This is a genomic window from Planococcus massiliensis, assembly GCF_000821325.1.
Lineage (GTDB): Bacteria > Bacillota > Bacilli > Bacillales_A > Planococcaceae > Planococcus > Planococcus ruber.
In genome coordinates, this window is record NZ_CCXS01000001.1 from 1,249,101 (window position 1) to 1,269,662 (window position 20,562).

Below are 20,562 nucleotides of genomic sequence, written 5' to 3' on the forward strand. Positions count from 1 at the left end.
CTTGAACACAGCAACATTCTCATTTCCCCCTTTTGTGGTCGGTCCGGTATACGGGTCGGCTTCTTTTTTTGCCTTTTTTTAGGCAGGCTTGCCATTTTGAAATTTATGCTGAAAGGGAAAGCGTGCAAACTAAGAAATAGGGATGAATGATCTGAAGATTTTTGCTAAACTGAATATACAACTTGAAGGAGATGTTACATATGGAAATAGGCTTTATCGGAACCGGAGTCATGGGAAAAAGTTTGGTCGAGCATTTACTCGGAGCGGGGCATCAAGTATCGATCTATACGCGCACCGCTAAAAAAGCGGAAGAACTGGTGGAGAAAGGCGCAATTTTGGTGGAGTCGCCGAAACAAGTGGCAGAACGGTCAGAGGTCGTATTTACAATGGTCGGCTACCCGGCGGATGTTGAGGAAGTGTATTTCGGTGAAAATGGGCTGCTCGAGAACGCAAGAGCAGGGAGTACGCTTGTAGATATGACCACTTCGAAACCGAATCTTGCGAAGCGCATTTTCGAAGAAGCGAAAGCAAAAGGCATCGAAGCTTTGGACGCGCCGGTATCAGGCGGTGACATTGGAGCGCAGAATGCGGTTCTTTCGATTATGGTCGGAGGGGATGAGGCGGTTTTTAGAAAATCGCTGCCGCTGCTGCAATTATTTGGTGAGAATATTGTCTATCAAGGGCCTGCAGGCGCTGGCCAGCATACGAAGATGTGCAACCAGATCAATATTGCAACGAATATGATCGGTGTCTGTGAATCATTGATTTATGCCAAAAAAGCAGGCCTTGATCCTGAAACCGTTTTGCGGTCGATTTCATCGGGAGCAGCAGGTTCCTGGTCCTTATCCAATTTGGCTCCTCGAATGATTGCCGAAGATTTTGCGCCGGGCTTCTATATTAAGCATTTTATAAAAGACATGAAAATCGCGTCAGAAGAAGCGGAAGGGATGGGCTTAGACCTGCCGGGGCTGCGCCTTTCTCTGGGGATGTATGAAGAGCTGGCCGGTCAAGGCTTTGAAGAAAACGGCACGCAGGCTTTGATCCACTACTATAAAGAATCCTAAAAACGGTAAAAAAATAAAACACCGAAAGCCGTTAAGGCTTTCGGTGTGTAAATCAATCGAAATAGGATTTTTTCGGCGTATAGAATCGATCCAGCTGCCGGGGCTGATAGGATTTCGTGAATGGCTTTTTCGGTTCTTCTTTTTTCTTCGGCGTCAGGCCGGTCAATTCACTCAATAATTCTTTCGCCATCTTTAAGTTCATGCGGCTAGGCGGATTGCGGTAAGATTCATCGAGCTGGCCCAAATGTTCAAGATTTTCAAAGTCTTCTTTTTTCGGAAGCATGTGGAAATAATAATCTCCGCATTTTACGAGGACTGAAGATTGCTGTTGACTTTTCCGGGGGTTTTTGCTGAAGTGAAGCCCGATCTTTTGGGCACGTTCTTGAAGAATCATCATGGAAAGTGCTTCTTTTTTCAATGCATACAGATATTGATTGTCCGGCGCGGTTTTCGCGTGCCTGTTCACCGTGAAAATGGCTTGGGCGATATCAGAATCTGTTTTCTTTATGGACATGGACTCATTCCTTTCTTTGGCAATTCTTTTACAGTGCAATACAGATTCATCATATCAAAAATCGGTACGGGTGTATACCGACGCAAAGAGTGAATTTACAAAAATCAATTTCTTTGCGAGTCAGTAGGATGGGGAAACTAATGAAAAGGGGAAATGGATCATGCTAACGGGAAAAACGATCATCGTAACAGGCGGTTCAAGCGGAATGGGGCTGCATATGGCACAAAAATTTGCAGCAGAAGGCGCCAATGTTGTCATTACAGGACGCGATATGGAAAAACTGAATGAAGCGGTTAAAACGATTGCTGCACAGAAGGGGTCGGTGGAAGCTTTTCAAATGGATGTCCGGGAACCGGAGCATGCGAAGGCGATGGTGAAATTCACGCATGAAACGTTCGGCAGTATTGACGGCCTGGTCAATAACGCCGCCGGAAATTTCATTGTCCACGCTGAAAAGCTGACGCCGAATGGCTGGCGGTCCGTCATAGATATTGTGCTGAACGGGACATTCTTCTGTTCGCATGCGGTCGGCAATTATTGGATCGAGAACGGCATCAAAGGAAACATCATCAATATGCTGGCAACGTATGCCTGGAATGCAGGCGCTGGCGTGGCCCATTCCGCTGCAGCAAAAGCCGGCGTCATGTCGTTGACCCGGACGCTGGCTGTAGAGTGGGGAACGCAGTTCGGCATTCGGGTAAACGGCATTGCCCCTGGCCCGATTGAACGTACAGGCGGAGCGGACAAATTATGGGAATCCGAAAAAGCGGCGAAGCGGACATTGGAGTCGATTCCGATCGGCCGTCTGGGCAAACCGGAAGAAGTGGCAGAACTGGCGGCTTTCATGATGTCAGACAAAGCATCTTATATGAACGGCGAAATTGTTACGTTGGACGGCGGTCAATGGTTAAATAAATTTCCATTTTAATACGGAAAGCGAAAGAACAAAATAGAATAGTTCGACTAAAGATGTTATGATGAAATCTAAGAAAATAGTGTGACTCGTTTAGGATGCAAAAGGAGAAGAGTACATGATTTCATTACCTAGCAGAGATTTTTTAGATACACCAATTGAAGAATTTATCATTTCATCGGAAAAAGTCGCACATGTGCAGCTTGGCAATAGCGCCGAACATGCATTGCTTGTCTTAACAAAAACAGGCTACTCCGCTATTCCTGTATTGGATCCTAAATACCGTTTTTGCGGTTTGATCAATGCCCAGCGGATTACGGATGCGATTTTAGGCTTGGAACACATTGAATATGAACGTTTGCCCGATATAAAAGTCGACGAAATTATGCAGACAGATTTGCCGCTGATCAATATCACGGAACGTTTTCAACGCGCTTTGGATTTGTTGATTGACCAAAACTTTCTATGTGTAGTGGATGCTGAAGGCATGTTTATGGGGATTCTTACGCGCCGCGTTATCTTAAAGCAATTAAAAAAGCAGATCTATCAATTAAGAAAATAATGTTGAAGTGTTAAGAAGGTCTCATTTTGAGGCCTTTTTTCTGTCAATTGAAGGAAGGGTCATAGAAATGAAAAAAACAAATAGGCCATTGGTGCTTGCGGCCGTCATGCTTGCCATGTTTATCGGGGCAGTAGAGGCAACCATCGTTTCAACCGCTATGCCGAGCATTTCCGCCGATTTGGGCGGTTTTGCAAAATACAGCTGGGTCTTTTCTTCTTATTTGCTCATGAGTACCGTTACTGTCCTGTTATACGGGAAATTATCGGATATATTCGGGCGAAAGCCGATTTTTGCCATCGGCGTTCTGCTTTTCCTGTTCGGTTCTTTGCTCTGCGGATTAGCTGATTCAATGGAAGTGCTGATATTTTATCGTTTTATCCAAGGAATTGGTGCGGGTGCCGTTTTGCCGATTGCTACCACGATTGTCGGCGATATCTATCCGGCGGAAGAGCGGGCGAAAATCCAAGGGTATCTATCAAGTGTCTGGGGCATTTCGGCTGTTACGGGTCCCGCGATCGGCGGAGTTCTCGTAGCAACCATCGGATGGGAATATGTCTTCTGGGTGAATATTCCTTTAGGCATCCTGGCTTTGCTTGGCGTCATGCTGTTTTTGGTAGAGCCGGCTAAAAAGTCGAAGCCTTCAATCGACTATATGGGGGCGTTTCTTTTAACGGTTTCCTTGACGGCCTTTTTATATTGGCTTGTAGAAGGCGGCGTCGGATTTCCATGGGTGTCGGTTCAGTCCGCAGCCCTTTGCGGCGGGGCATTGATCGCCTTTGCTTTCTTCATTCTTGTTGAGCGAAAAGCAGCGGATCCGATGATGCCGTTCGATATTTGGCGGAACCGCTCCATTTTATATGCGAATCTTGTTTCGCTCTTTACCGGCATAATTTTAATAGCGGTATCGAGTTATCTGCCTACATATGTCACAGGAGTGATGGAGCAGTCGGCGACAGTGGCTGGATTCACTTTGACTGCGATGTCGATTGGCTGGCCGATTGCCTCATTCTTTTCAGGAAGGCTGCTGATCAAGTTCGGCTATTTTAAAACTTCCTTGGCTGGGGGTGTCTTTCTCGTCATTGGCACACTTCTCTTTGTCTTCATGGAACCGGGATTTGGCCCGTTATGGGCGGCAATGTCGAGTTTCTTTGTAGGTGTCGGGATGGGGCTGACAAGCACTTCGTTTATCGTTTCCATCCAAGCAGCCGTTTCATACGAGCAGCGCGGGTCGGCAACAGCTTCCAATGTATTCATGCGGAATTTGGGAAGTACCATCGGAGTAGCTTTGCTTGGAAGCCTGTTGAATTCATCTCTTTTGAAGTATTTCAAGGAGCATAACCTGGATTTGAATTTAAATTCAGTGAACGAATTGCTGACTCAAAAAGGAAGGGAAATGATACCCGCCGAATCTATGGTTTATTTGCAGGAAGCTCTCGGCGGTGCGCTGCATAATGTCTATGCCGTGACGGCTCTATTTGCCGGCATCAGTTTCCTGCTAATCTTCGGCTTGCCAAGAAAGAAAGGAGTAGGCGCTGATGTCGAATGAAGAATTGATCCTGAAAATTTTAGCGGAAGAAGGGAATATGCGAAAAGCGGCGGAACGGTTGTTTCTCTCACAGCCGGCGCTTTCCCAAAGGCTTCAGACGATCGAAAAAGATTGGGGTGAGCAACTGTTCATCCGCTCACAAAAAGGGCTGACCCCGACGCCTGCGGGCGAGCTGGTCATTGAATATGCGAATGAAATGATTCAGCGCAAAGAAGAAGTTTTTGAAATTCTTCACACCTTGACGTCAAAAGTCCACGGGACTTTAAAAATCGCTTGTGCCACGATCATCGGACAAAATTGGCTGCCGAAAGTCTTAAAAGATTTCGTGACGCTCTATCCGGAGGCGAAAATACAGCTGATCACCGGATGGAGCTCAGAAATTGTCCGTGCGCTTTATGAAGGCGAAGCCCATATCGGGATTGTGCGAGGGCATACGGACTGGAAAGGGCCGAAAATCCATTTGTTCAAAGATACGCTGTATTTGGTTGATAAGGAGATCCAGTCGCTTGATGAAGTTGTAAAAACGGAAAGGCCGTTTATCCAATTTAAAAGCGATTCGAATTACTATGAAGAAATCCAGCAATGGTGGCAAAAGCATTTCTCATCCAATCCCAAACGCCAAATTACAGTTGACCAGATTGAAACGTGCAAGCAGATGGCCGTCAACGGCATCGGCTATGCAATTTTGCCGTCGATTACCTTAAGCGGGACAGAAGGCGTCCATATGATGCCGCTTTCGAGCAGTGCAGAAGAGTTGGAATTGACAAGGGATACGTGGCTGATCGGCTATGATGCTGCATTTCAACTTCGCCAAGTTGAGGCATTTGTCGATATAGTCAAAAAACATGCCGCTTTATTAAGCTAAAGTAATGAATTTAATCGCTATGTCCGTTATAATTACAGCATAACTTATGGAAAGAGGTAGAATAATGGAACAAATGAATGCAGAACAAATTATTTCGTACATACAGAACGCAAAAAAATCAACACCTGTGAAAGTTTACATAAAAGGCCAGAACGTAGCGGCCTTGGATTTTGGAAAAGAAGCTAAAGTGTTTGGCGAAGGCAATAACGCAGTTGTTTTCGGTGAATGGGCTGACGTCCAGAAAGCGCTAGAAGAGCACGCGGCAGTTATTGAAGATTCAGTAGTTGAAAATGACCGCAGAAATTCAGCGATTCCGTTAGTGGATATGAAAAACATCAACAGCCGCATCGAACCAGGTGCCTTTATCCGTGAGAATGTTGAAATCGGCAATAATTGCATCATCATGATGGGTGCTGTGATCAATATTGGTGCAGTCATCGGCGATGGCACAATGATTGACATGGGCGTTATCCTTGGCGGCCGTGCAACGGTAGGGAAGAATTGCCATATTGGCGCGGGGGCAGTACTAGCGGGCGTTATTGAGCCGGCATCTGCAACACCGGTAATTGTGGAAGATAATGTCATGATCGGCGCAAACGCTGTGGTACTCGAAGGCGTTCGCATCGGAAAAGGCGCAGTTGTCGCAGCAGGCGCAATCGTTATTGAAGATGTTCCTGAAAATGCAGTGGTTGGCGGCACGCCGGCGCGCGTTTTAAAATTGATGGATGAAAAAACACGGGCGAAAACGGAAATCAAACACGAACTTCGCCAGTTGTAATCGGGGAACACAGATGGATTTAGTGAAAATCAGAAGAGAACTGCATCAAATTCCGGAAATCGGTTTTCAGGAAGTGAAGACGCAATCGTATTTAAAGGATATTCTATCGGCTTTTCCACAGGAGCGCCTGGAAATCATCCAATGGAAAACCGGACTGGCTGTTAAAGTCCGGGGCTTGAATCCAACAAAGCTTATTGGTTGGCGCACCGATATTGACGGCCTTCCGATACAAGAAGAAACAGGCCATGATTTTCAATCCACTCATCCTGGATTTATGCATGCCTGCGGACACGATATCCATATGGCCAATGCCATCGGGCTTCTTGAGAGGCTGATAGAAGATCCGATTGCTGATGATGCCGTGATTTTATTTCAACCTGCAGAAGAAGGGCCGGGGGGTGCCTTGCCTTTCCGGGAATGGCTAAAAAACGAACAGCCTTCGTTTTTGCCGGACCAAATTTATGCTTTGCATATTGCTCCTGAGTTGCCGGTTGGAACGGTCGCGACAAAACCCGGACTGTTATTTGCGAATACCTCTGAATTGTTTATCGACCTTCATGGGAAAGGCGGACATGCGGCGTTTCCCCATTTAACGGAAGACATGGCCGTTGCGGGAGCCGCGCTGCTGATGCAGCTGCAGACGATTATCAGCCGCAACGTGAACCCGATGGATTCAGCAGTCCTGACGGTCGGGAAGTTCACTGCAGGAACGGTCCAAAATATCATCGCTGAAAAAGCACGGCTTGAAGGAACCATCCGTACCTTGAATCTGCCGTCGATGCTGAAAGTGAAACAGCGGATAGAAGCGATGTGCCGGGCAATTGAAGAAGGCTATCAATGCAAAATATCGATTGACTACGGTTCAAGTTATTTGGAAGTGAACAATAACGAAGAATTGGCCAAAGCATTCTTAAGATTCGCTGAAAATTATACTGGCATTTTGGCAAAAAGAAGCGAGGCGGCTATGACCGGCGAAGACTTTGGTTATTTTACAGAGGAATTGCCAGGTGTCATGTTTTGGGCTGGAGTAGATTCGGAGTTTGGGCTGCATCATTCCAGATTGAATCCAAACGAATCGGTGCTGGAAATATTGCCGAAGTTTATCCATCAATTTTTCAAGCAACTTTAAAAGTGGCCGGCGTGCAGCTGGCCGCTTTTTTTCTATGCAGATGGAACTAAATCCGTTCAACAGCGTACTACTTAATAGAGAGAATAATAGGGGGGGTTCATATGTTCAAGCGATGGCTGGCAATCAGTGCCAGCGCAATCATTCTACTCATTTTTGTCCTGCCACAAACTGCTTTGGCGGCTGCAAATATTTCCGTCGATGCAGAAGCGGGATTTGCCAATAAGGTGAAGTATGAAAGCGGAGTGCCTATCCAATTTACATTAGTTAACAATGGCGATAATTTTTCAGGAGATTTAGTTTTAGGGTACAGCGAAACTTACAGTCTGGGTGCTGGGATTTCCGTGCCGGTTGAACTGGCCGAAGGAGAAACCAAAACGATCCAAGTGGCAGTGCCGGGATTATCCGATATGATGTCGATGGGAAATGCTTCTCGCAGCATTTTCTTGTATGAAGGCAGTTGGGAAGATGGAAAACAAATCGAAGTTAAAGGGGATAAAAATCTGACTCCCTCTTTCTACTCGCCTTCTTCCCTGTTTCTTGCCACATTGACGGAAAACTCGGACCGGCTTTTGCAGTTGAGTAAAGTAGCGCCGACGGGCAGCGAGTCGACCCAAGTGTTTCATTTAAATCAAATGAATCGATTTGCGTTGCCGACAGAAGCGATGGCGTGGGAAACCATTGATCATTTGCTGATTGATGAATTTTCATTCAGTGATCTGCCAGAAGCAAATCGCAATGCGATTATGCAGTGGGTCCGACAGGGAGGCAGTCTAGTTGTCGGTTCAACAGAAAATATTCAAGCGGCGATGGGTGAACTCTCAGAAGATTTGCCATTGAGCCTTGGAGAGCCGGTTCAATTGGCGGTTCCTGGACTTGAAAAAGAGCTTCCTGCTTTCCAAGCTTCATTGAATGAAGGGGCAGAAGCTTTATTGACCCAAGGTTCTGCTGTCTTGGCAGCCAAGAAGCAAATGGGGGCAGGTTCCATTACGCAAACTGCTTTTTCGCTTGGAGACAGCCAAGTGAGTTCGCAGCAAGGGTATGCGGAAATGATGGAAGGCTTATTGCCGATATCCATCAGCAACCAACAATTTAACCAAGGCCAATCGACATTGGAATACATGTCGTATGAAGTTGGCAATGTGAATGAACTGTTCGAAAGCTTTGCGGTTTCCAAATTTTGGACAGTTGCCATCGTGTTTTTCTACATCGTATTAATTATCCCGGTGCTGTATATTCTTTTGAAGAAACGCGATAAACGTGAACTTGCATGGGTGATTATTCCGGCAATTGCTGTAATTACGTCAATCGGCTTGTTTGCGGTAGGAGCGAAAGACCGCATCGCCAATCCGCAAATCCAACAGACCGGCTTCTTTAAAGTCGACACGGACGGCGGATTAAATGGCTATTACATGAATACCCTCTTGTCAAATAAAGGAGGGAATTATCAATTTACGGCTCCTTCTTCGACTTCTATGACGAGCTTGTTGAATAACCAGTTTTCAGAAGCGTCGCCGCAAGACGGTGCGATTTTGGAGCGTCAAGCTTCAGGCAACCAATTGACGATGCGGAATATGCGCTATTGGTCAGTGGGATCGATTCTAGGCCAATCGTATATAGAGAATACCGGAGATTTTGATGTTCAGCTGAAAGTGGAGAACAAACAATTGACAGGAACGGTCAAAAATAACTTCCCATTTGCGCTCGAAGACGTTTCCATTTGGACAGGAACCCGAATCATGTCTTTAGGCAATTTAAATCCGGGAGAAGAATTGGCGGTAAATGCAAAAGTCCAATCGGATATTTTGGCCTCCATTTCGCCGATTTCCACAAATTACGCATATCAGCAGATCCAAGACAAAGAGGAATTGGAAACTGCCAGAAAGCAAACGATTTTATCCGCCTCATATAACCAAATGCAGGCAGATGACAGTTCGCCTTATGTGATTGCCTATACGAAAGATGCAATTGTTCCGGTCTCGCTTAAAGATCAGCGGGCATCCGTTTCTGCGATGAATTTGGTTGCGCAGCCTTTCAGCCCGGAAACGACTTTGACTGGAGAACTTGATTTGCCGGCTGAAGCATTGACTTTAAAAGTGGCAGCTGCAAATCCGTCGACTTATTTTGAAAATGTTGCTCCTGACCCTTATCTGTATTATTTGGATGGCGGCCAGATTGAAATGACTTATCAGACGCCGAAAGCATTGCAGCTCGATAAAACAGAGTGGCAGACACTGGAAATTTCGAGAGGCAATACAAAAGGCGAAGTGGCCATTCGCAATCTTTCTACAGGGGAACTTGAAAAAATAGAAGAAAACCAGTCCGCCCTGACAAAAAACTTAACCGACTATATTTCAAAAGAAGGGGTAGTGAATTTTGTTGTCGATGCCAATACTGACGGCAATGCGCCTGAAATCACGCTGCCTAAAATCAAGTTGAAAGGGGTGGTTGCTCCGTGATTGAAATCGTCGGATTAACAAAAAAATACGGTTCATTTTATGCGCTGCAGGATTTAAATTTAACGATCGAAGAAGGCACAGTCTTTGGATTTGTAGGGGCAAACGGAGCTGGCAAGTCCACTACGTTTTCCATCTTGGCAACTTTGCTTCAGCCGACTGCCGGCGACGCTTTTATCGATGGGATGAGCGTTACCAAAAATGCGCATGAAGTGCGAAAACAAATTGGTTATATGCCGGATTTCTTCGGCGTCTACGATCAGTTAAAAGCAAATGAGTATTTGGACTTCTACGGGGCAAGCTACGGATTAACGCCGAAAGAGCGTGAAGCCCTTATACCTAAGCTGTTGGAACTCGTCAATTTAGAGCATAAACGATATGATTACGTTGACCTGCTGTCCCGTGGAATGAAACAGCGGCTATGCCTGGCCCGGTCCTTGATCCACGATCCGAAAATCCTTATTTTGGATGAACCGGCTTCTGGGCTTGATCCAAGAGCCCGCGTCGAAATGCGGGATATTTTAAAGGAATTGAAATCCATGGGCAAAACCATCCTGATTTCTTCCCACATCTTGCCGGAACTTGCCGAAATGTGCGACAGCATTGGCGTGATTGACGCTGGAAAATTGATCGCCCAAGGTTCCGTGCATGAAATCCAAGCGCATCTGCAAAGCGAAAAGGTATTGAAAGTAAAACTGGCCGGGCCGGCAAAAGAAGCGATGGCTTTCTTTGAAAATGACCCGCTTGTTTCAAAATTAGTTGAAAAACCGGAAAAGCAGTCCATCGAATTTTTATACCGGGGAACCGAAGAAGACCAAATCCGCTTGCTGCGGCAAGCCATGGAACGCTCGCTCCCGATTTTGTCATTTGCCGAAGAAGAGACAGATCTGGAAGATGTCTTCATGGCCATTACGAAAGGAGTGGAAGTTAAATGAAAACACTCCTCGCAAATCCTGTACTCATAAAAGAAGTGAAATTGCGTTTCCGCAGCATGAAGAGCTTCACCGGCATTCTCTTCTATTTAATGGCGATGAGCATATTTGTTTTCGGCTTCATCTTTTTGACGACTTCATTGACCGGCAGCGGATTTTTCCGTCCGGATGAAAGTTTTCTCTTATTCAGCATGATGACTTATATCCAGCTCGGATTGATTCTTTTCATCACCCCCGGCTTAACAGCAGGGACAATCAGCACCGAAAGAGAAAAGCAGACCTTGAATATTTTATTGACAACGGCGCAAACATCTTTTCAAATCATTTTTGGGAAAATGACTTCATCGATCGCGTTCCTGCTGTTGATGATCGTATCCGGACTGCCTATCTATAGTTTGGTATTCTTGTACGGCGGCGTTGATCCGCTCCAGATTGTCGTCATCTTTCTTTTCTATTTTCTGACGCTGCTGGCCATCGGAAGCATTGGCGTCATGTATTCGACCATCATCCGAAAGACAATCGTCTCGATGATCGTCACGTACGGAACCATGATTTTTTTATCAGTCGTGACAGCATTTTTTCTGCTGCTGTCCATTCAAATTTCAACGCTTGGAACCGGCACACCGACATTTTCGCCATTTTCCTATTTATGGGCAAGCATCAATCCGGCCATCGTGATGCTCACGCTATTGCAGCCGGGATTTGCCCAGGAAATCCAGACGATGACAGCAATCGAACTGCCGCTATGGGTCGGCTATTTGGTATTTTACAGTTTGCTGACAGCCGGCGCGCTATGGCTAGCCGTTAAACGTTTGCGCGTAAATATGAATAAATACAAATAAGGAGGGATATTCATGAACAATCGGGAATTGATCCGCTATGTAAAAAAAGCTGCTGTTCGGTTAAAGCTCGTGCACATGACCCGGTCTTTTCAAATAGCGCTATTCCTAGGGCTTTTATCTGCATTTTTACTCGTTCTCGTTTCCCGGTTGTTCGTCCTTCCTTATTATGAATTTTATGCATATGCTGCCGGCTCCCTCTTTTTAATTGGCGGCCTTGTTTTTTCCTATAAGGACATGCCGAAAATCGGCCAAGCAGTAGAACAATTGGATCGTTTTACGCCCCATAATCTTCTATTGACCTCTTGGAAAATACAGGAACAAAACAAGCTGACGGAAGCGCTGACCAGACAGACTGCGGAAGTCATCCCTTACAGCTATCAATTATTCAAAAAAGAGCCGCAGCAATGGTTTCAGGGAAAATGGCTGCTGGCTTCGCTGATCACCGGATCGCTGCTGATGATCTCGTTTTTGTTTCCAAGTACGCTTCAGGAACAGGCCAAAGATATTGAGAAGGAACAAGCAGTGATCGAAGAAATAAAAGAAAAAATTGCAGATCTGCAAAAGGATGCCCAAACAGAAATCGTCAAAGAGGAATTGCAAGAAGTTTTAAAGAAAGTGGAACAAAGCGAAACTGCTGAAGAAGCCCTGAAAGAAGTGGTCAAGAAGCAAAAGGAAATGGCCCAGCAGGAACAGCAATTAGCTGCAGAAGGGAAAAGGGCAGAACAGGAACATGCGGATGTTGAAAATGCAGCGAAACAGCTCGCTGAACAAGCGGGAAAAACACAGACCGTTTTAAGCAATATGGGAAAACCCGTAAGTTTTCCTCTTCAACAGACAATTGCCGGAGCCGCAGATCCAGAAGCTTCCAATAACGAAGGAGCAGCATCAGAAGGCACAGAAAGTTCTTCAGCATCCGAAAACAAATCCGGCGGAAGCAGCGGCAACGCCAATACTGAATCTCAAAGCGGCAGCAATGGGGAGAGTCAGCAACAAGGCCAGGGCCAAGGACAAGGGCAAAGCCAAGGCCAGGGTCAAGGACAAGGTCAGGGCCAAGGACAGGGTCAAGGCCAAGGTCAAGGCCAGGGTCAAGGCCAGGGTCAAGGACAAGGTCAAGGCCAAGGACAGGGTCAAGGCCAAGGAGGTTCCGGATTCGGAGTTGGGCAAGGAAGCCGGGAACTTTTGACCGTCCCTTCTCGGATAGGCGGAGATAGTGAAACGACTGTCGATCAGGGAGAGCTTGGCGAAGGCAATGCTGCAGAAGAACAAGAAGGAGTTGTCCCGGCTACAAAAGGGACGGTCCGTCCGTATTCTGAAGTAGTGGGCGACTACACCGATTCTTATTTTACAAGTGCCGATCGTTTGGCATTGCCGCCAGACCTGCAAAAGGTCGTGGAACAGTATTTCTCAACAGTTGAATCTGAATAATAGAAAGCAGGGGAATTTATGGCGTACACACCGGAAGATTTTAAGGAAATGAGCAATAGACTGCAAGATGTCAAGGATGAAATCGGCAAATTTATCGTCGGGCAAGATCAAGCGGTGGAATTTTCTTTGTATGCGATTTTAGCGGATGGCCATGCGTTGCTCGAAGGGTTGCCTGGACTTGGGAAGACGATGCTGATCCGGACAATTTCAGACGTAATGGACTTGAGTTTTTCCCGCATCCAATTTACACCGGATTTAATGCCTTCTGATATTACTGGCACGAGCCTTATCGAAAGGGATGCGGAAGGCAGGCAGCAATTCACATTCAAGGAAGGCCCGATTTTCCATCAGATGGTTTTAGCGGATGAAATCAACCGGGCAACGCCAAAAACACAAAGCGCCCTGCTCGAAGCGATGGGGGAAAAAACGGTGACGATTTTAGGGGAGACGAAAAGAATGGCGCGCCCGTTTTTCGTCTTGGCAACGCAGAACCCGATTGAAATGGAAGGGACTTATCCGTTGCCGGAAGCCCAGATGGACCGTTTTCTCTGCAAAATTCTCGTCTCATATCCAAACCGCGAAGAACTGGCAGAAATTAGCCGAAGAACAACCGGGGCCGAAACGGTTTCGCTCGTCAAGAAAATGAATACCGCCTCTTTAATCGAAGCGCAGCAAATGGTCAAAGAGGTATTGATTGCGGAAGACATCCTCATGGTGGGGGTCGACATCATCCAGCAGTCAAATCCGGAGTATACCCATTTTGATGAAATTAAACAATTTGTCCAATATGGCAGCGGGCCAAGGGGCCTTCAAAGCCTAATCAAACTGGCCAAAGCGAAGGCACTGGCGGAAGGCCGTTTCCATGTATCGATCGGTGATTTGAAATATGTTGCCCCAGCTGTATTAAGGCATCGGATTTTGTTGAATTATGAAGGAGAAGCGGCTGAAAAAACGGTGGATGACCTCATCGGAACAATTTTGGAAACTGCCGGAAGAGGCGCATTAAAATGAGTGGGCTGCAATTGCCAGGGGATTGGGCGAAGCGGTTAAGCCGATACTCCATCGCCACGAAAGCAAAGATCCGCGGCCATCATAAAGGGTCGCACCGTTCCAGCCGATTCGGGTCTTCGCTCGATTTCTCGGATTTTCGGGAATACCATCCTGGAGACGATGTTCGGCATATCGATTGGAATGTCTTTGCCCGGACGGAAAAAGTTTACATCAAACGGTATTTGGATGAACAGGAAATGCGGGTCCATATCTTAATGGATGATTCGAAATCGATGAGAGAAAAATGGCTCTTCTCAAAGCAGTTGGCGTTTTCATTGGGGGCGATGGTATTAAGCAAGGATGACCGGTTGAGCATTTCAGCGGGGGAGGCGTCAGCATCGCCTTTTAAGAAAAAAGGCAAGTCGGCGAGAAAGCTCTTTGAACATTTTATGGTGAGCCTTCCCGATCCTCAAAGCCATTTTTTTGCAAAAAATGCGAGTTTTTACAGTGCGAAAGATTCTACGGTTCTCTTTATTATTTCAGATGGTTTGGAAGAGCTGGAAGAATGGCAACTGTTTTTTAAGCAAGTGCCGAAATACGCGCACGATATCCGTTTTCTCCATCTATCCACTGCTGAAGAAAGGCTTCCGAATTTTGATGGGGATATGCGCCTTATTGACGAGGAAACCGGTTCAGATTTAAATGTAACGATGACGCGCCAGGCAATTGAGGCTTATCTGGAGAAGCGGGAACTGCACAATAGGGCTTTGGAAGCGCTATGTGCAAAACACGGCGTCCATTATATGCCCATCCTAATTGAAGACGGCATCCAACAAGTTATGATTCATCAATTGGCTCGGAAAAAATGGATTGAATAGGGGGAGCGGCGCATGGGAATAGCAAATTGGATTTGGATTTGGACAGCAATCATGCCGTTTGCTGTGTTCCTTTATTATTTTTTCCGGAAAAAATATCAAAATAAAAATGTCTCATCTGTTCTATTTTGGCAAGAAATGATGAAAGAAATTCAAGCCTCACCCTATCTGAAAAAATTACAGCATCATTTGCTGTTTTACCTGCAAATGGCTGCTTTGCTTCTTTGCGTTTTCGGATTGATCGAACCGTATTGGGAGTCAGAGACGGTCCAAGGCAATGAATTGATTTTTATAGTAGACACTTCTGCATCTATGCTTGCCGGTTCGCCAAGCCGCTTCGATCAGCAGAAAACCGCCATGGCGGAATTGGTCGGCCAAGCAGGCGGGAAACCCGTCACGGTTATTAAGACCGGCCAAACACCGGAAGTCGCTGTCCGAGAAGAACGGGAACAGAAAAAGCTTTTAGCAAGCATCGAAAATCTGGAGGTTAACTATGAAGAAGCCCAGATGGACCAAACGATCCTGTTTGCGGAATCTTTAGTGAAAGATGAATCGACCGTCATCCATATCTTCACGGATGCATTAGCGCGTGAAGCATTAGCGTCAAAAACAGAGCAGTCTTTCGTCGTCCATTCTAGCAGCGAGAAATTGGCTAATGCATCCATCCGGCAATTTGGATTGTCCCAATCCGAAAAAGGCCTGCGGGCGATTGTGCAAGTCGTCAATGAAAGCGAAGAACAGATGAAAGGGACGGTCACGCTATCTGCTGGCGGCGTTTCAAAAGAAGCGGAATTGGAGCTGCAGGCGGGAGAGGAACGATTGGTGCCGTTTGAAAACCTGCCTGCAGAAGATTTATGGACTGCTGAAATCCAAGTCAATGATGACTATGCGGCAGATAACAGGATGCTCTCGTTTGTGCAGCAAGAATCGACAGGGGTGGTAGTGGATTCGTCGCTCCATTCGTTGGTGTCGAAAGGGTTTGAATCCATTGGCATGGAGGTGGCGGCTGCCGATCCGTCGCAGTTCAAAGACCGGACCGGTTCAATGCTTGCAACCAATCAAACCGAACTGCTTGATTTGAATTCACCGATTCTGTTGATCGGCAGAAATGATGCCGAAGCAATAGAAGTCTCAGGAGCAATTGAAACCACTTCACATCCTTTGTTTACTTATGCCGATTTGGAAAATGTCTACGTTTCAGCGCTTTACCCGGGATTTGATGCTTATGAAACGATTGCAGAAATCGATGGAAAACCTTTTATCCAACTAAGTCCGAAAGGCGATATTGCGATTCTTTCGGATATCCAATCGACCAATTGGCCGCTGGATCCCTCTTTTCCATTATTCTTATGGAGTGCCGCAAATGAATTGACGGGAAGCGAAGCTTTTTTAGGCTATTTTCAGCCGAATGAGCATCGCTCCGTCCCGCTTGCTTCTGATGCAGGAGAATGGGAATTGTTCAAAGGCAAAGAATATGTCGGCTCTTATTTAGAAGGGGAAGGGCCTTTTATAGCCCCAGCAGAGCCCGGCGTTTATGAAGTGGACGGGGACGGCCGATCCATGCAGATGATTGTTCAGTTGAGTTCAGAAGAAAAAACATTGGCATCCGGTGCATCTTATGCGATCGGCCAAGCATCAGAAGAGGATGAAACGATTCATTATCCTTTGATTCCTTGGGCTATTGCCATTGTCTTATTATTGCTGCTAGTCGAATGGGAGGTGTACCGCCGTGGAATTGCGATTAGATGAACCTCTCTTTCTTTGGCTGCTTGTACCGGCATTGATTTACTTTGCCTATAGCGGATTTCGAAACTTCAAACTCGGCAGTTTTTTATTCCGGCTGGTTTTTGTTCTGCGCATGGCGGCAGTAGCTGCATTGATTTTTGCCTTAGCCGTGCCGTCGATTTACCGGCCAGCCGAACACCAGCAAATCATTTACCTGATGGACCGTTCCGCTTCCATGGAAGGAGCGCAAACGGCGATCGCGGAATCGATCGAAGCAGCCATGGCGGAAAAGAAAGATACCCAGCATATCGGCGTCTATACGTTTGCAGAAGATTTTCAGACGCTGTTGCCGGTGTCTCCGGAACAGCGTGCATTGCCGCTCGATCAAAGTACGGGAATGGCTGATCATACAAATATTGCACAAGCTTTGGAACTTGCTGCCCATAGCGGCGATACGGATTTGGCAACACGCCTCGTGCTGATTTCCGATGGCAATGAAACGAAAGCATCTGCGCTCGAAAGCCTGAACCGGCTTCAAAGTGATCGGATTCAAATTGATGTCTTGCCTATCCAGCAGGCGAGTTCACAAGATGCGGCGATTACTGCGTTTGAGACGCCTGCGAAGGCCTTTATAGGAGAATCCCAGGCCCTTTCCTTAAACATCCAGTCAGATGGAGAACGGGAAGCGGAGCTGGTTCTTTCCAAAAATGATGAAGAATTTGACCGGCATCGCATCCAGTTAGTTGATGGAGAAAATTTGTTTGCCTATCGCTATCCTGCAAATGAAGAAGGATTATTGAAATATGAAGCCCGATTGGAAATGGGAGAAGACCGCTATTTGGAAAATAATTCGTTGGTGAGTGTCACGGAAGTAGAAGGGAAGCCTGAATTATTGGTCGTGAGTGGAAGCACTCCGAGTCCGATTCCGGGTTTGCTGGATCGTGAAAATATCCGGACTTCAACTATCGACTCCAACGAGCTTCCGACGAGCCTTTCTTCGATCCTGCAGTATGACGGCATCATCTTTGACAACGTTTCCGGAACTTCCGTCGGCGGCCAGCAAATGGAAGTCATCGAACAGGCAGTCAAACAATTCGGTGTCGGATTCATGATGATCGGCGGAGATCAAAGCTACGGGCTAGGCGGCTATTTTAAATCGCCGATTGAACGGCTGTTGCCGGTCGAAATGGAAGTCAAAGGCAAACACGAACTGCCTTCTCTTGGGCTCGTCATCGTTATGGACCGCTCCGCAAGCATGGCTGGCGTGAAAATGGAATTGGCGAAGGAAGCGGCCGCCCGTTCTGTCGAACTTCTTCGGAAAGATGACACAGTCGGCGTAATCGCATTTGACGATCAGCCTTGGCAAATTGTCGACACGGAAAAACTGGCGGATCCAAAGGAGGCAGCTGATAAGATTCTTTCTGTTACGCCAGGCGGCGGTACAGAAATCTATCGTTCATTGTCAGAAGCTTACGGGCAGTTGGAAGGGCTGGAGCTTCAGCGGAAACACATTATTTTGCTGACGGACGGACAATCCCCGCCGAGTGATTACACGAGCTTGATCGAAGGCGGCAAGGAGGACAATATTACGTTATCGACGGTTTCAATCGGACAAGACGCGGACAGCAGGTTGCTCGAAGAATTGGCTGCAACCGGCAACGGCCGGTTTTATGAAGTGGCGGATGCCACGACGATTCCGGCCATTCTTTCGAGGGAAACAATCATGATGTCCCGGACTTATATCGTAGATGAACCGTTTTATCCGATCGTCTATGACAGCCCTTGGAGTGATTTGTTTTCTGATGGCGTGCCGCAAATGAATGCATATATTGCCACAACGGCTAAGCCATCAGCTTCCGTCGCTTTGGAAAGTGAGGAAGGGGACCCGGTGCTTGCGTCGTGGAATTACGGCCTTGGCAAAACGATTGCCTATACGTCGGGAAGCAGTGCATGGAGCGGAGATTTTCAAGCTTGGAAAAATTGGCCGTCGTTTTGGAACCGTTCCGTTTCTGAACTTTTGCCGTCGTTTGATGAAATCCCCTTTACTGTGGCCCGAAAGCAGCAAGGCGTCTACACCATTGAAGACCCGACTCGGCAATCGGCCATTATGGAAGTGGCCGTTATCGACGAAACAGGAATGGAAATCCCTCTGCAAAGTGAACCGGTGGCGCCAGGAAAATTGGAAGTGAAGCTGGATGCAGATCCGGGCTTGGTCTTCTTCAGCATCCGAAATGAAGACCGGGAAGCTTATAAGACCGGCCTGACAATCCCTTACGGCGAGGAATATCGTCTGAGTGGACCGAACACCGCTTTGCTTGCTTCAATAGCTGAGAGAAGCGGAGGGAGAGTTTTAGAATCGCTGGAAGAGTCGCTTCGGGATATCCCCTACGAAAGCGGGACGAATCAGCCGATCCAGCATTTCCTGCTGCTGCTTGCGATGCTGCTATTTTTCGCGGATATTACGATCCGCAGATTCGGCCTTCGATTGATTCCTTCGATGAAAAAAACAAAAGCGGCCGCTTCGCCAATTCAAGAAGCACCGCCGCAGACAATCGAACAATTAATAAAAGCGAAAAAGAGGGAGTGACCTCTTTTTCGCTTTTTTAATGGGCTTGCGCTTTTCTATTGTCAAGACTCCCAGCGCCCAGATTCTCGGGACATAAGCCACTCTGGCTATGCGGCTGAAAAGATGCCGCTTCGCCAGATTGTCTTACGCCTTTCGAATCTATACGGGCGCTTCCGCTTTTCTTAGCTTCTGCTTGTTGCGAGCAGCTGCTGTTTTTTCGCTGACCAGTTGCTTGCAATAAAGAAGCACGTAATCAAAATAGCTGTTCCGAAAATATAAGGGAAGCTCATGTCGATATCAAAGAGAATTCCTGCCATCGCAGGCCCGAACATGTTCCCGAGGCTCATATACGCATTGTTCATGCCAGCGGCAAATCCTTGCTCATTCCCGGCAAGCTTTGATATCAAGGTGTTGATGGCCGGGCGCAGCAGCGAGGCCGCTGTAAAGAAGACAGCTGCGACTAAAAGAATCGTCCAAAACGTGTTGACAAAAAGAATCCCTATCATCGCTCCAGCAGAAACGAGCAAGTTGACGAGGATGACTTTCATTTCACCGAAGCGCTTGAATAATTTATTGATGACAAAAGTTTGAACGATGACGCCGACAAATCCGCCGATGGTGATCAAGACCGCAATTTCCTTCGGAGTGAATTGGTATTTCTTGTCGACATATAGAGCGATCGTCGATTGGAAGTTGGCCAATCCGAAAGCGAAAATCAGCATGACCAATAGCATGACGAAGTAGGGAGTTGTGGTCGAACTTTTTAATTGCTGCAAGAGGTTCTCCGATTTTGCTGGAGCCGCTGGAATCGTCGGTGCGACGTTCGGCAATGCGATAAAGGAAATGACTGCTGCAAGTAACGCGACGGTTGTGGCCACATAAAATGGAAATTGCAGGCTGACTTCAGCCAGGAATCCCCCAAAGCCGGGTCCGACCATAAAGCCGAGCGACATGGATGCACCAAGAAGGCCCATGCCTTTGCCGCGTTCTTCGAAAGTGGTGATATCGGCAACGAAAGCCATCATCGGAGGAATCAGGAAAGCCGCTCCCAAGCCACTAAAGAAACGTGCCAAGTACAGGATCCATAAATCCGAAGCGAGTCCGAAGACAAGCTGCGAAAGCCCAAAAATGATCAAACCGACAATGATCAGCTTTTTGCGTCCGTATTTATCGGACAATTGCCCGGATAAAGGGGAGAAAAGAAATTGGGCAAGAGCGAAAGTGGCGATTAATGTACCAAGTGCTTGGCCTGCGACACCGAACGTGGCCAGGTATTCCGGCATGATCGGGATGATGAGGCCGATGCCGCTCATTGCGATAAACATATTGAACATCAATACATACAACGCGAATTTATTTGATTTAGCGGCCATAGCGTATCCT

General features: G+C 46.9%; 17 protein-coding genes. 15 read left to right on the forward strand and 2 right to left on the reverse strand.

Features of this window, described 5'->3' with window-relative positions; genetic code table 11:
• The first annotated feature begins 200 nt into the window (after positions 1 to 200).
• The gene (locus tag BN1080_RS05990; protein ID WP_052651017.1) at positions 201 to 1,064 is read left to right on the forward strand and encodes an NAD(P)-dependent oxidoreductase; all 864 of its coding nucleotides are present in this window, start codon (positions 201 to 203) and stop codon (positions 1,062 to 1,064) included.
• A gap of 52 nt (positions 1,065 to 1,116) precedes the next feature.
• Here BN1080_RS05990 and BN1080_RS05995 read toward each other — a convergent pair whose 3' ends face one another.
• Positions 1,117 to 1,578 carry a YkyB family protein gene (locus BN1080_RS05995; RefSeq protein WP_052651018.1) on the reverse strand — a complete coding sequence of 154 codons (462 nt, stop codon included), beginning with the start codon at positions 1,576 to 1,578 and terminating at the stop codon, positions 1,117 to 1,119.
• 160 nt (positions 1,579 to 1,738) lie between these two features.
• On the opposite strand from BN1080_RS05995, the gene fadH reads away from it, so the two are divergent.
• The 14 genes from fadH to BN1080_RS06065 all read left to right on the forward strand — a co-directional run bounded on the left by fadH (position 1,739) and on the right by BN1080_RS06065 (position 19,200).
• Entirely contained in the window at positions 1,739 to 2,506 is a 768-nt protein-coding gene (gene fadH / locus BN1080_RS06000) for a 2,4-dienoyl-CoA reductase (RefSeq protein WP_052651019.1), read from the forward strand.
• 103 nt (positions 2,507 to 2,609) lie between these two features.
• Positions 2,610 to 3,053 carry a cyclic-di-AMP-binding protein CbpB gene (gene cbpB, locus BN1080_RS06005; protein WP_052651020.1) on the forward strand — a complete coding sequence of 148 codons (444 nt, stop codon included), beginning with the start codon at positions 2,610 to 2,612 and terminating at the stop codon, positions 3,051 to 3,053.
• Positions 3,054 to 3,120: 67 nt separating this feature from the next.
• Complete coding sequence (locus tag BN1080_RS06010) at positions 3,121 to 4,599, forward strand: MDR family MFS transporter (protein ID WP_052651021.1); 1,479 nt, start codon at positions 3,121 to 3,123, stop codon at positions 4,597 to 4,599.
• Positions 4,589 to 5,464, forward strand: coding sequence for a LysR family transcriptional regulator (locus BN1080_RS06015; RefSeq protein WP_052651022.1), 876 nt, complete (start codon positions 4,589 to 4,591; stop codon positions 5,462 to 5,464). The genes BN1080_RS06010 and BN1080_RS06015 overlap by 11 nt, the downstream gene beginning before the upstream one ends.
• Before the next feature lie 64 nt (positions 5,465 to 5,528).
• The gene (gene dapD / locus BN1080_RS06020) at positions 5,529 to 6,242 is read left to right on the forward strand and encodes a 2,3,4,5-tetrahydropyridine-2,6-dicarboxylate N-acetyltransferase (RefSeq protein ID WP_052651023.1); all 714 of its coding nucleotides are present in this window, start codon (positions 5,529 to 5,531) and stop codon (positions 6,240 to 6,242) included.
• 13 nt (positions 6,243 to 6,255) lie between these two features.
• Entirely contained in the window at positions 6,256 to 7,371 is a 1,116-nt protein-coding gene (locus tag BN1080_RS06025) for an N-acetyldiaminopimelate deacetylase (RefSeq protein WP_052651024.1), read from the forward strand.
• Positions 7,372 to 7,472: 101 nt separating this feature from the next.
• A complete protein-coding gene (locus BN1080_RS06030; protein WP_052651025.1) occupies positions 7,473 to 9,827 on the forward strand; it encodes a nitroreductase family protein in 2,355 nt (784 codons plus the stop codon).
• Complete coding sequence (locus BN1080_RS06035) at positions 9,824 to 10,759, forward strand: ABC transporter ATP-binding protein (protein ID WP_052651026.1); 936 nt, start codon at positions 9,824 to 9,826, stop codon at positions 10,757 to 10,759. The genes BN1080_RS06030 and BN1080_RS06035 overlap by 4 nt, the downstream gene beginning before the upstream one ends.
• Positions 10,756 to 11,598, forward strand: coding sequence for an ABC transporter permease (locus BN1080_RS06040; RefSeq protein WP_052651027.1), 843 nt, complete (start codon positions 10,756 to 10,758; stop codon positions 11,596 to 11,598). Before BN1080_RS06035 ends, BN1080_RS06040 begins: the two co-directional genes overlap by 4 nt.
• A gap of 12 nt (positions 11,599 to 11,610) precedes the next feature.
• Positions 11,611 to 13,023, forward strand: a complete 1,413-nt coding sequence (locus tag BN1080_RS06045; protein WP_052651028.1) for a hypothetical protein — start codon at positions 11,611 to 11,613, stop codon at positions 13,021 to 13,023.
• Between the two features lie 18 nt (positions 13,024 to 13,041).
• Entirely contained in the window at positions 13,042 to 14,034 is a 993-nt protein-coding gene (locus BN1080_RS06050) for an AAA family ATPase (RefSeq protein WP_052651029.1), read from the forward strand.
• Positions 14,031 to 14,891, forward strand: a complete 861-nt coding sequence (locus tag BN1080_RS06055) for a DUF58 domain-containing protein (protein ID WP_052651030.1) — start codon at positions 14,031 to 14,033, stop codon at positions 14,889 to 14,891. Before BN1080_RS06050 ends, BN1080_RS06055 begins: the two co-directional genes overlap by 4 nt.
• Positions 14,892 to 14,903: 12 nt before the next feature.
• A complete protein-coding gene (locus tag BN1080_RS06060; protein ID WP_052651031.1) occupies positions 14,904 to 16,637 on the forward strand; it encodes a vWA domain-containing protein in 1,734 nt (577 codons plus the stop codon).
• A complete protein-coding gene (locus BN1080_RS06065; RefSeq protein WP_052651032.1) occupies positions 16,618 to 19,200 on the forward strand; it encodes a VWA domain-containing protein in 2,583 nt (860 codons plus the stop codon). Before BN1080_RS06060 ends, BN1080_RS06065 begins: the two co-directional genes overlap by 20 nt.
• A gap of 161 nt (positions 19,201 to 19,361) precedes the next feature.
• On the opposite strand, the gene BN1080_RS06070 is transcribed toward BN1080_RS06065, so the two are convergent.
• A complete protein-coding gene (locus BN1080_RS06070) occupies positions 19,362 to 20,552 on the reverse strand; it encodes an MFS transporter (protein WP_052651033.1) in 1,191 nt (396 codons plus the stop codon).
• Positions 20,553 to 20,562: the final 10 nt, after the last annotated feature.

Coding starts and splice junctions, on each gene's coding strand:
- BN1080_RS05990 (WP_052651017.1), top strand. CDS start 201: ATGGAAATAGGCTTTATCGGAACCGGAGTCATGGGAAAAAGTTTGGTC.
- BN1080_RS05995 (WP_052651018.1), bottom strand. CDS start 1,578: ATGTCCATAAAGAAAACAGATTCTGATATCGCCCAAGCCATTTTCACG.
- fadH (WP_052651019.1), top strand. CDS start 1,739: ATGCTAACGGGAAAAACGATCATCGTAACAGGCGGTTCAAGCGGAATG.
- cbpB (WP_052651020.1), top strand. CDS start 2,610: ATGATTTCATTACCTAGCAGAGATTTTTTAGATACACCAATTGAAGAA.
- BN1080_RS06010 (WP_052651021.1), top strand. CDS start 3,121: ATGAAAAAAACAAATAGGCCATTGGTGCTTGCGGCCGTCATGCTTGCC.
- BN1080_RS06015 (WP_052651022.1), top strand. CDS start 4,589: ATGTCGAATGAAGAATTGATCCTGAAAATTTTAGCGGAAGAAGGGAAT.
- dapD (WP_052651023.1), top strand. CDS start 5,529: ATGGAACAAATGAATGCAGAACAAATTATTTCGTACATACAGAACGCA.
- BN1080_RS06025 (WP_052651024.1), top strand. CDS start 6,256: ATGGATTTAGTGAAAATCAGAAGAGAACTGCATCAAATTCCGGAAATC.
- BN1080_RS06030 (WP_052651025.1), top strand. CDS start 7,473: ATGTTCAAGCGATGGCTGGCAATCAGTGCCAGCGCAATCATTCTACTC.
- BN1080_RS06040 (WP_052651027.1), top strand. CDS start 10,756: ATGAAAACACTCCTCGCAAATCCTGTACTCATAAAAGAAGTGAAATTG.
- BN1080_RS06045 (WP_052651028.1), top strand. CDS start 11,611: ATGAACAATCGGGAATTGATCCGCTATGTAAAAAAAGCTGCTGTTCGG.
- BN1080_RS06050 (WP_052651029.1), top strand. CDS start 13,042: ATGGCGTACACACCGGAAGATTTTAAGGAAATGAGCAATAGACTGCAA.
- BN1080_RS06055 (WP_052651030.1), top strand. CDS start 14,031: ATGAGTGGGCTGCAATTGCCAGGGGATTGGGCGAAGCGGTTAAGCCGA.
- BN1080_RS06060 (WP_052651031.1), top strand. CDS start 14,904: ATGGGAATAGCAAATTGGATTTGGATTTGGACAGCAATCATGCCGTTT.
- BN1080_RS06070 (WP_052651033.1), bottom strand. CDS start 20,552: ATGGCCGCTAAATCAAATAAATTCGCGTTGTATGTATTGATGTTCAAT.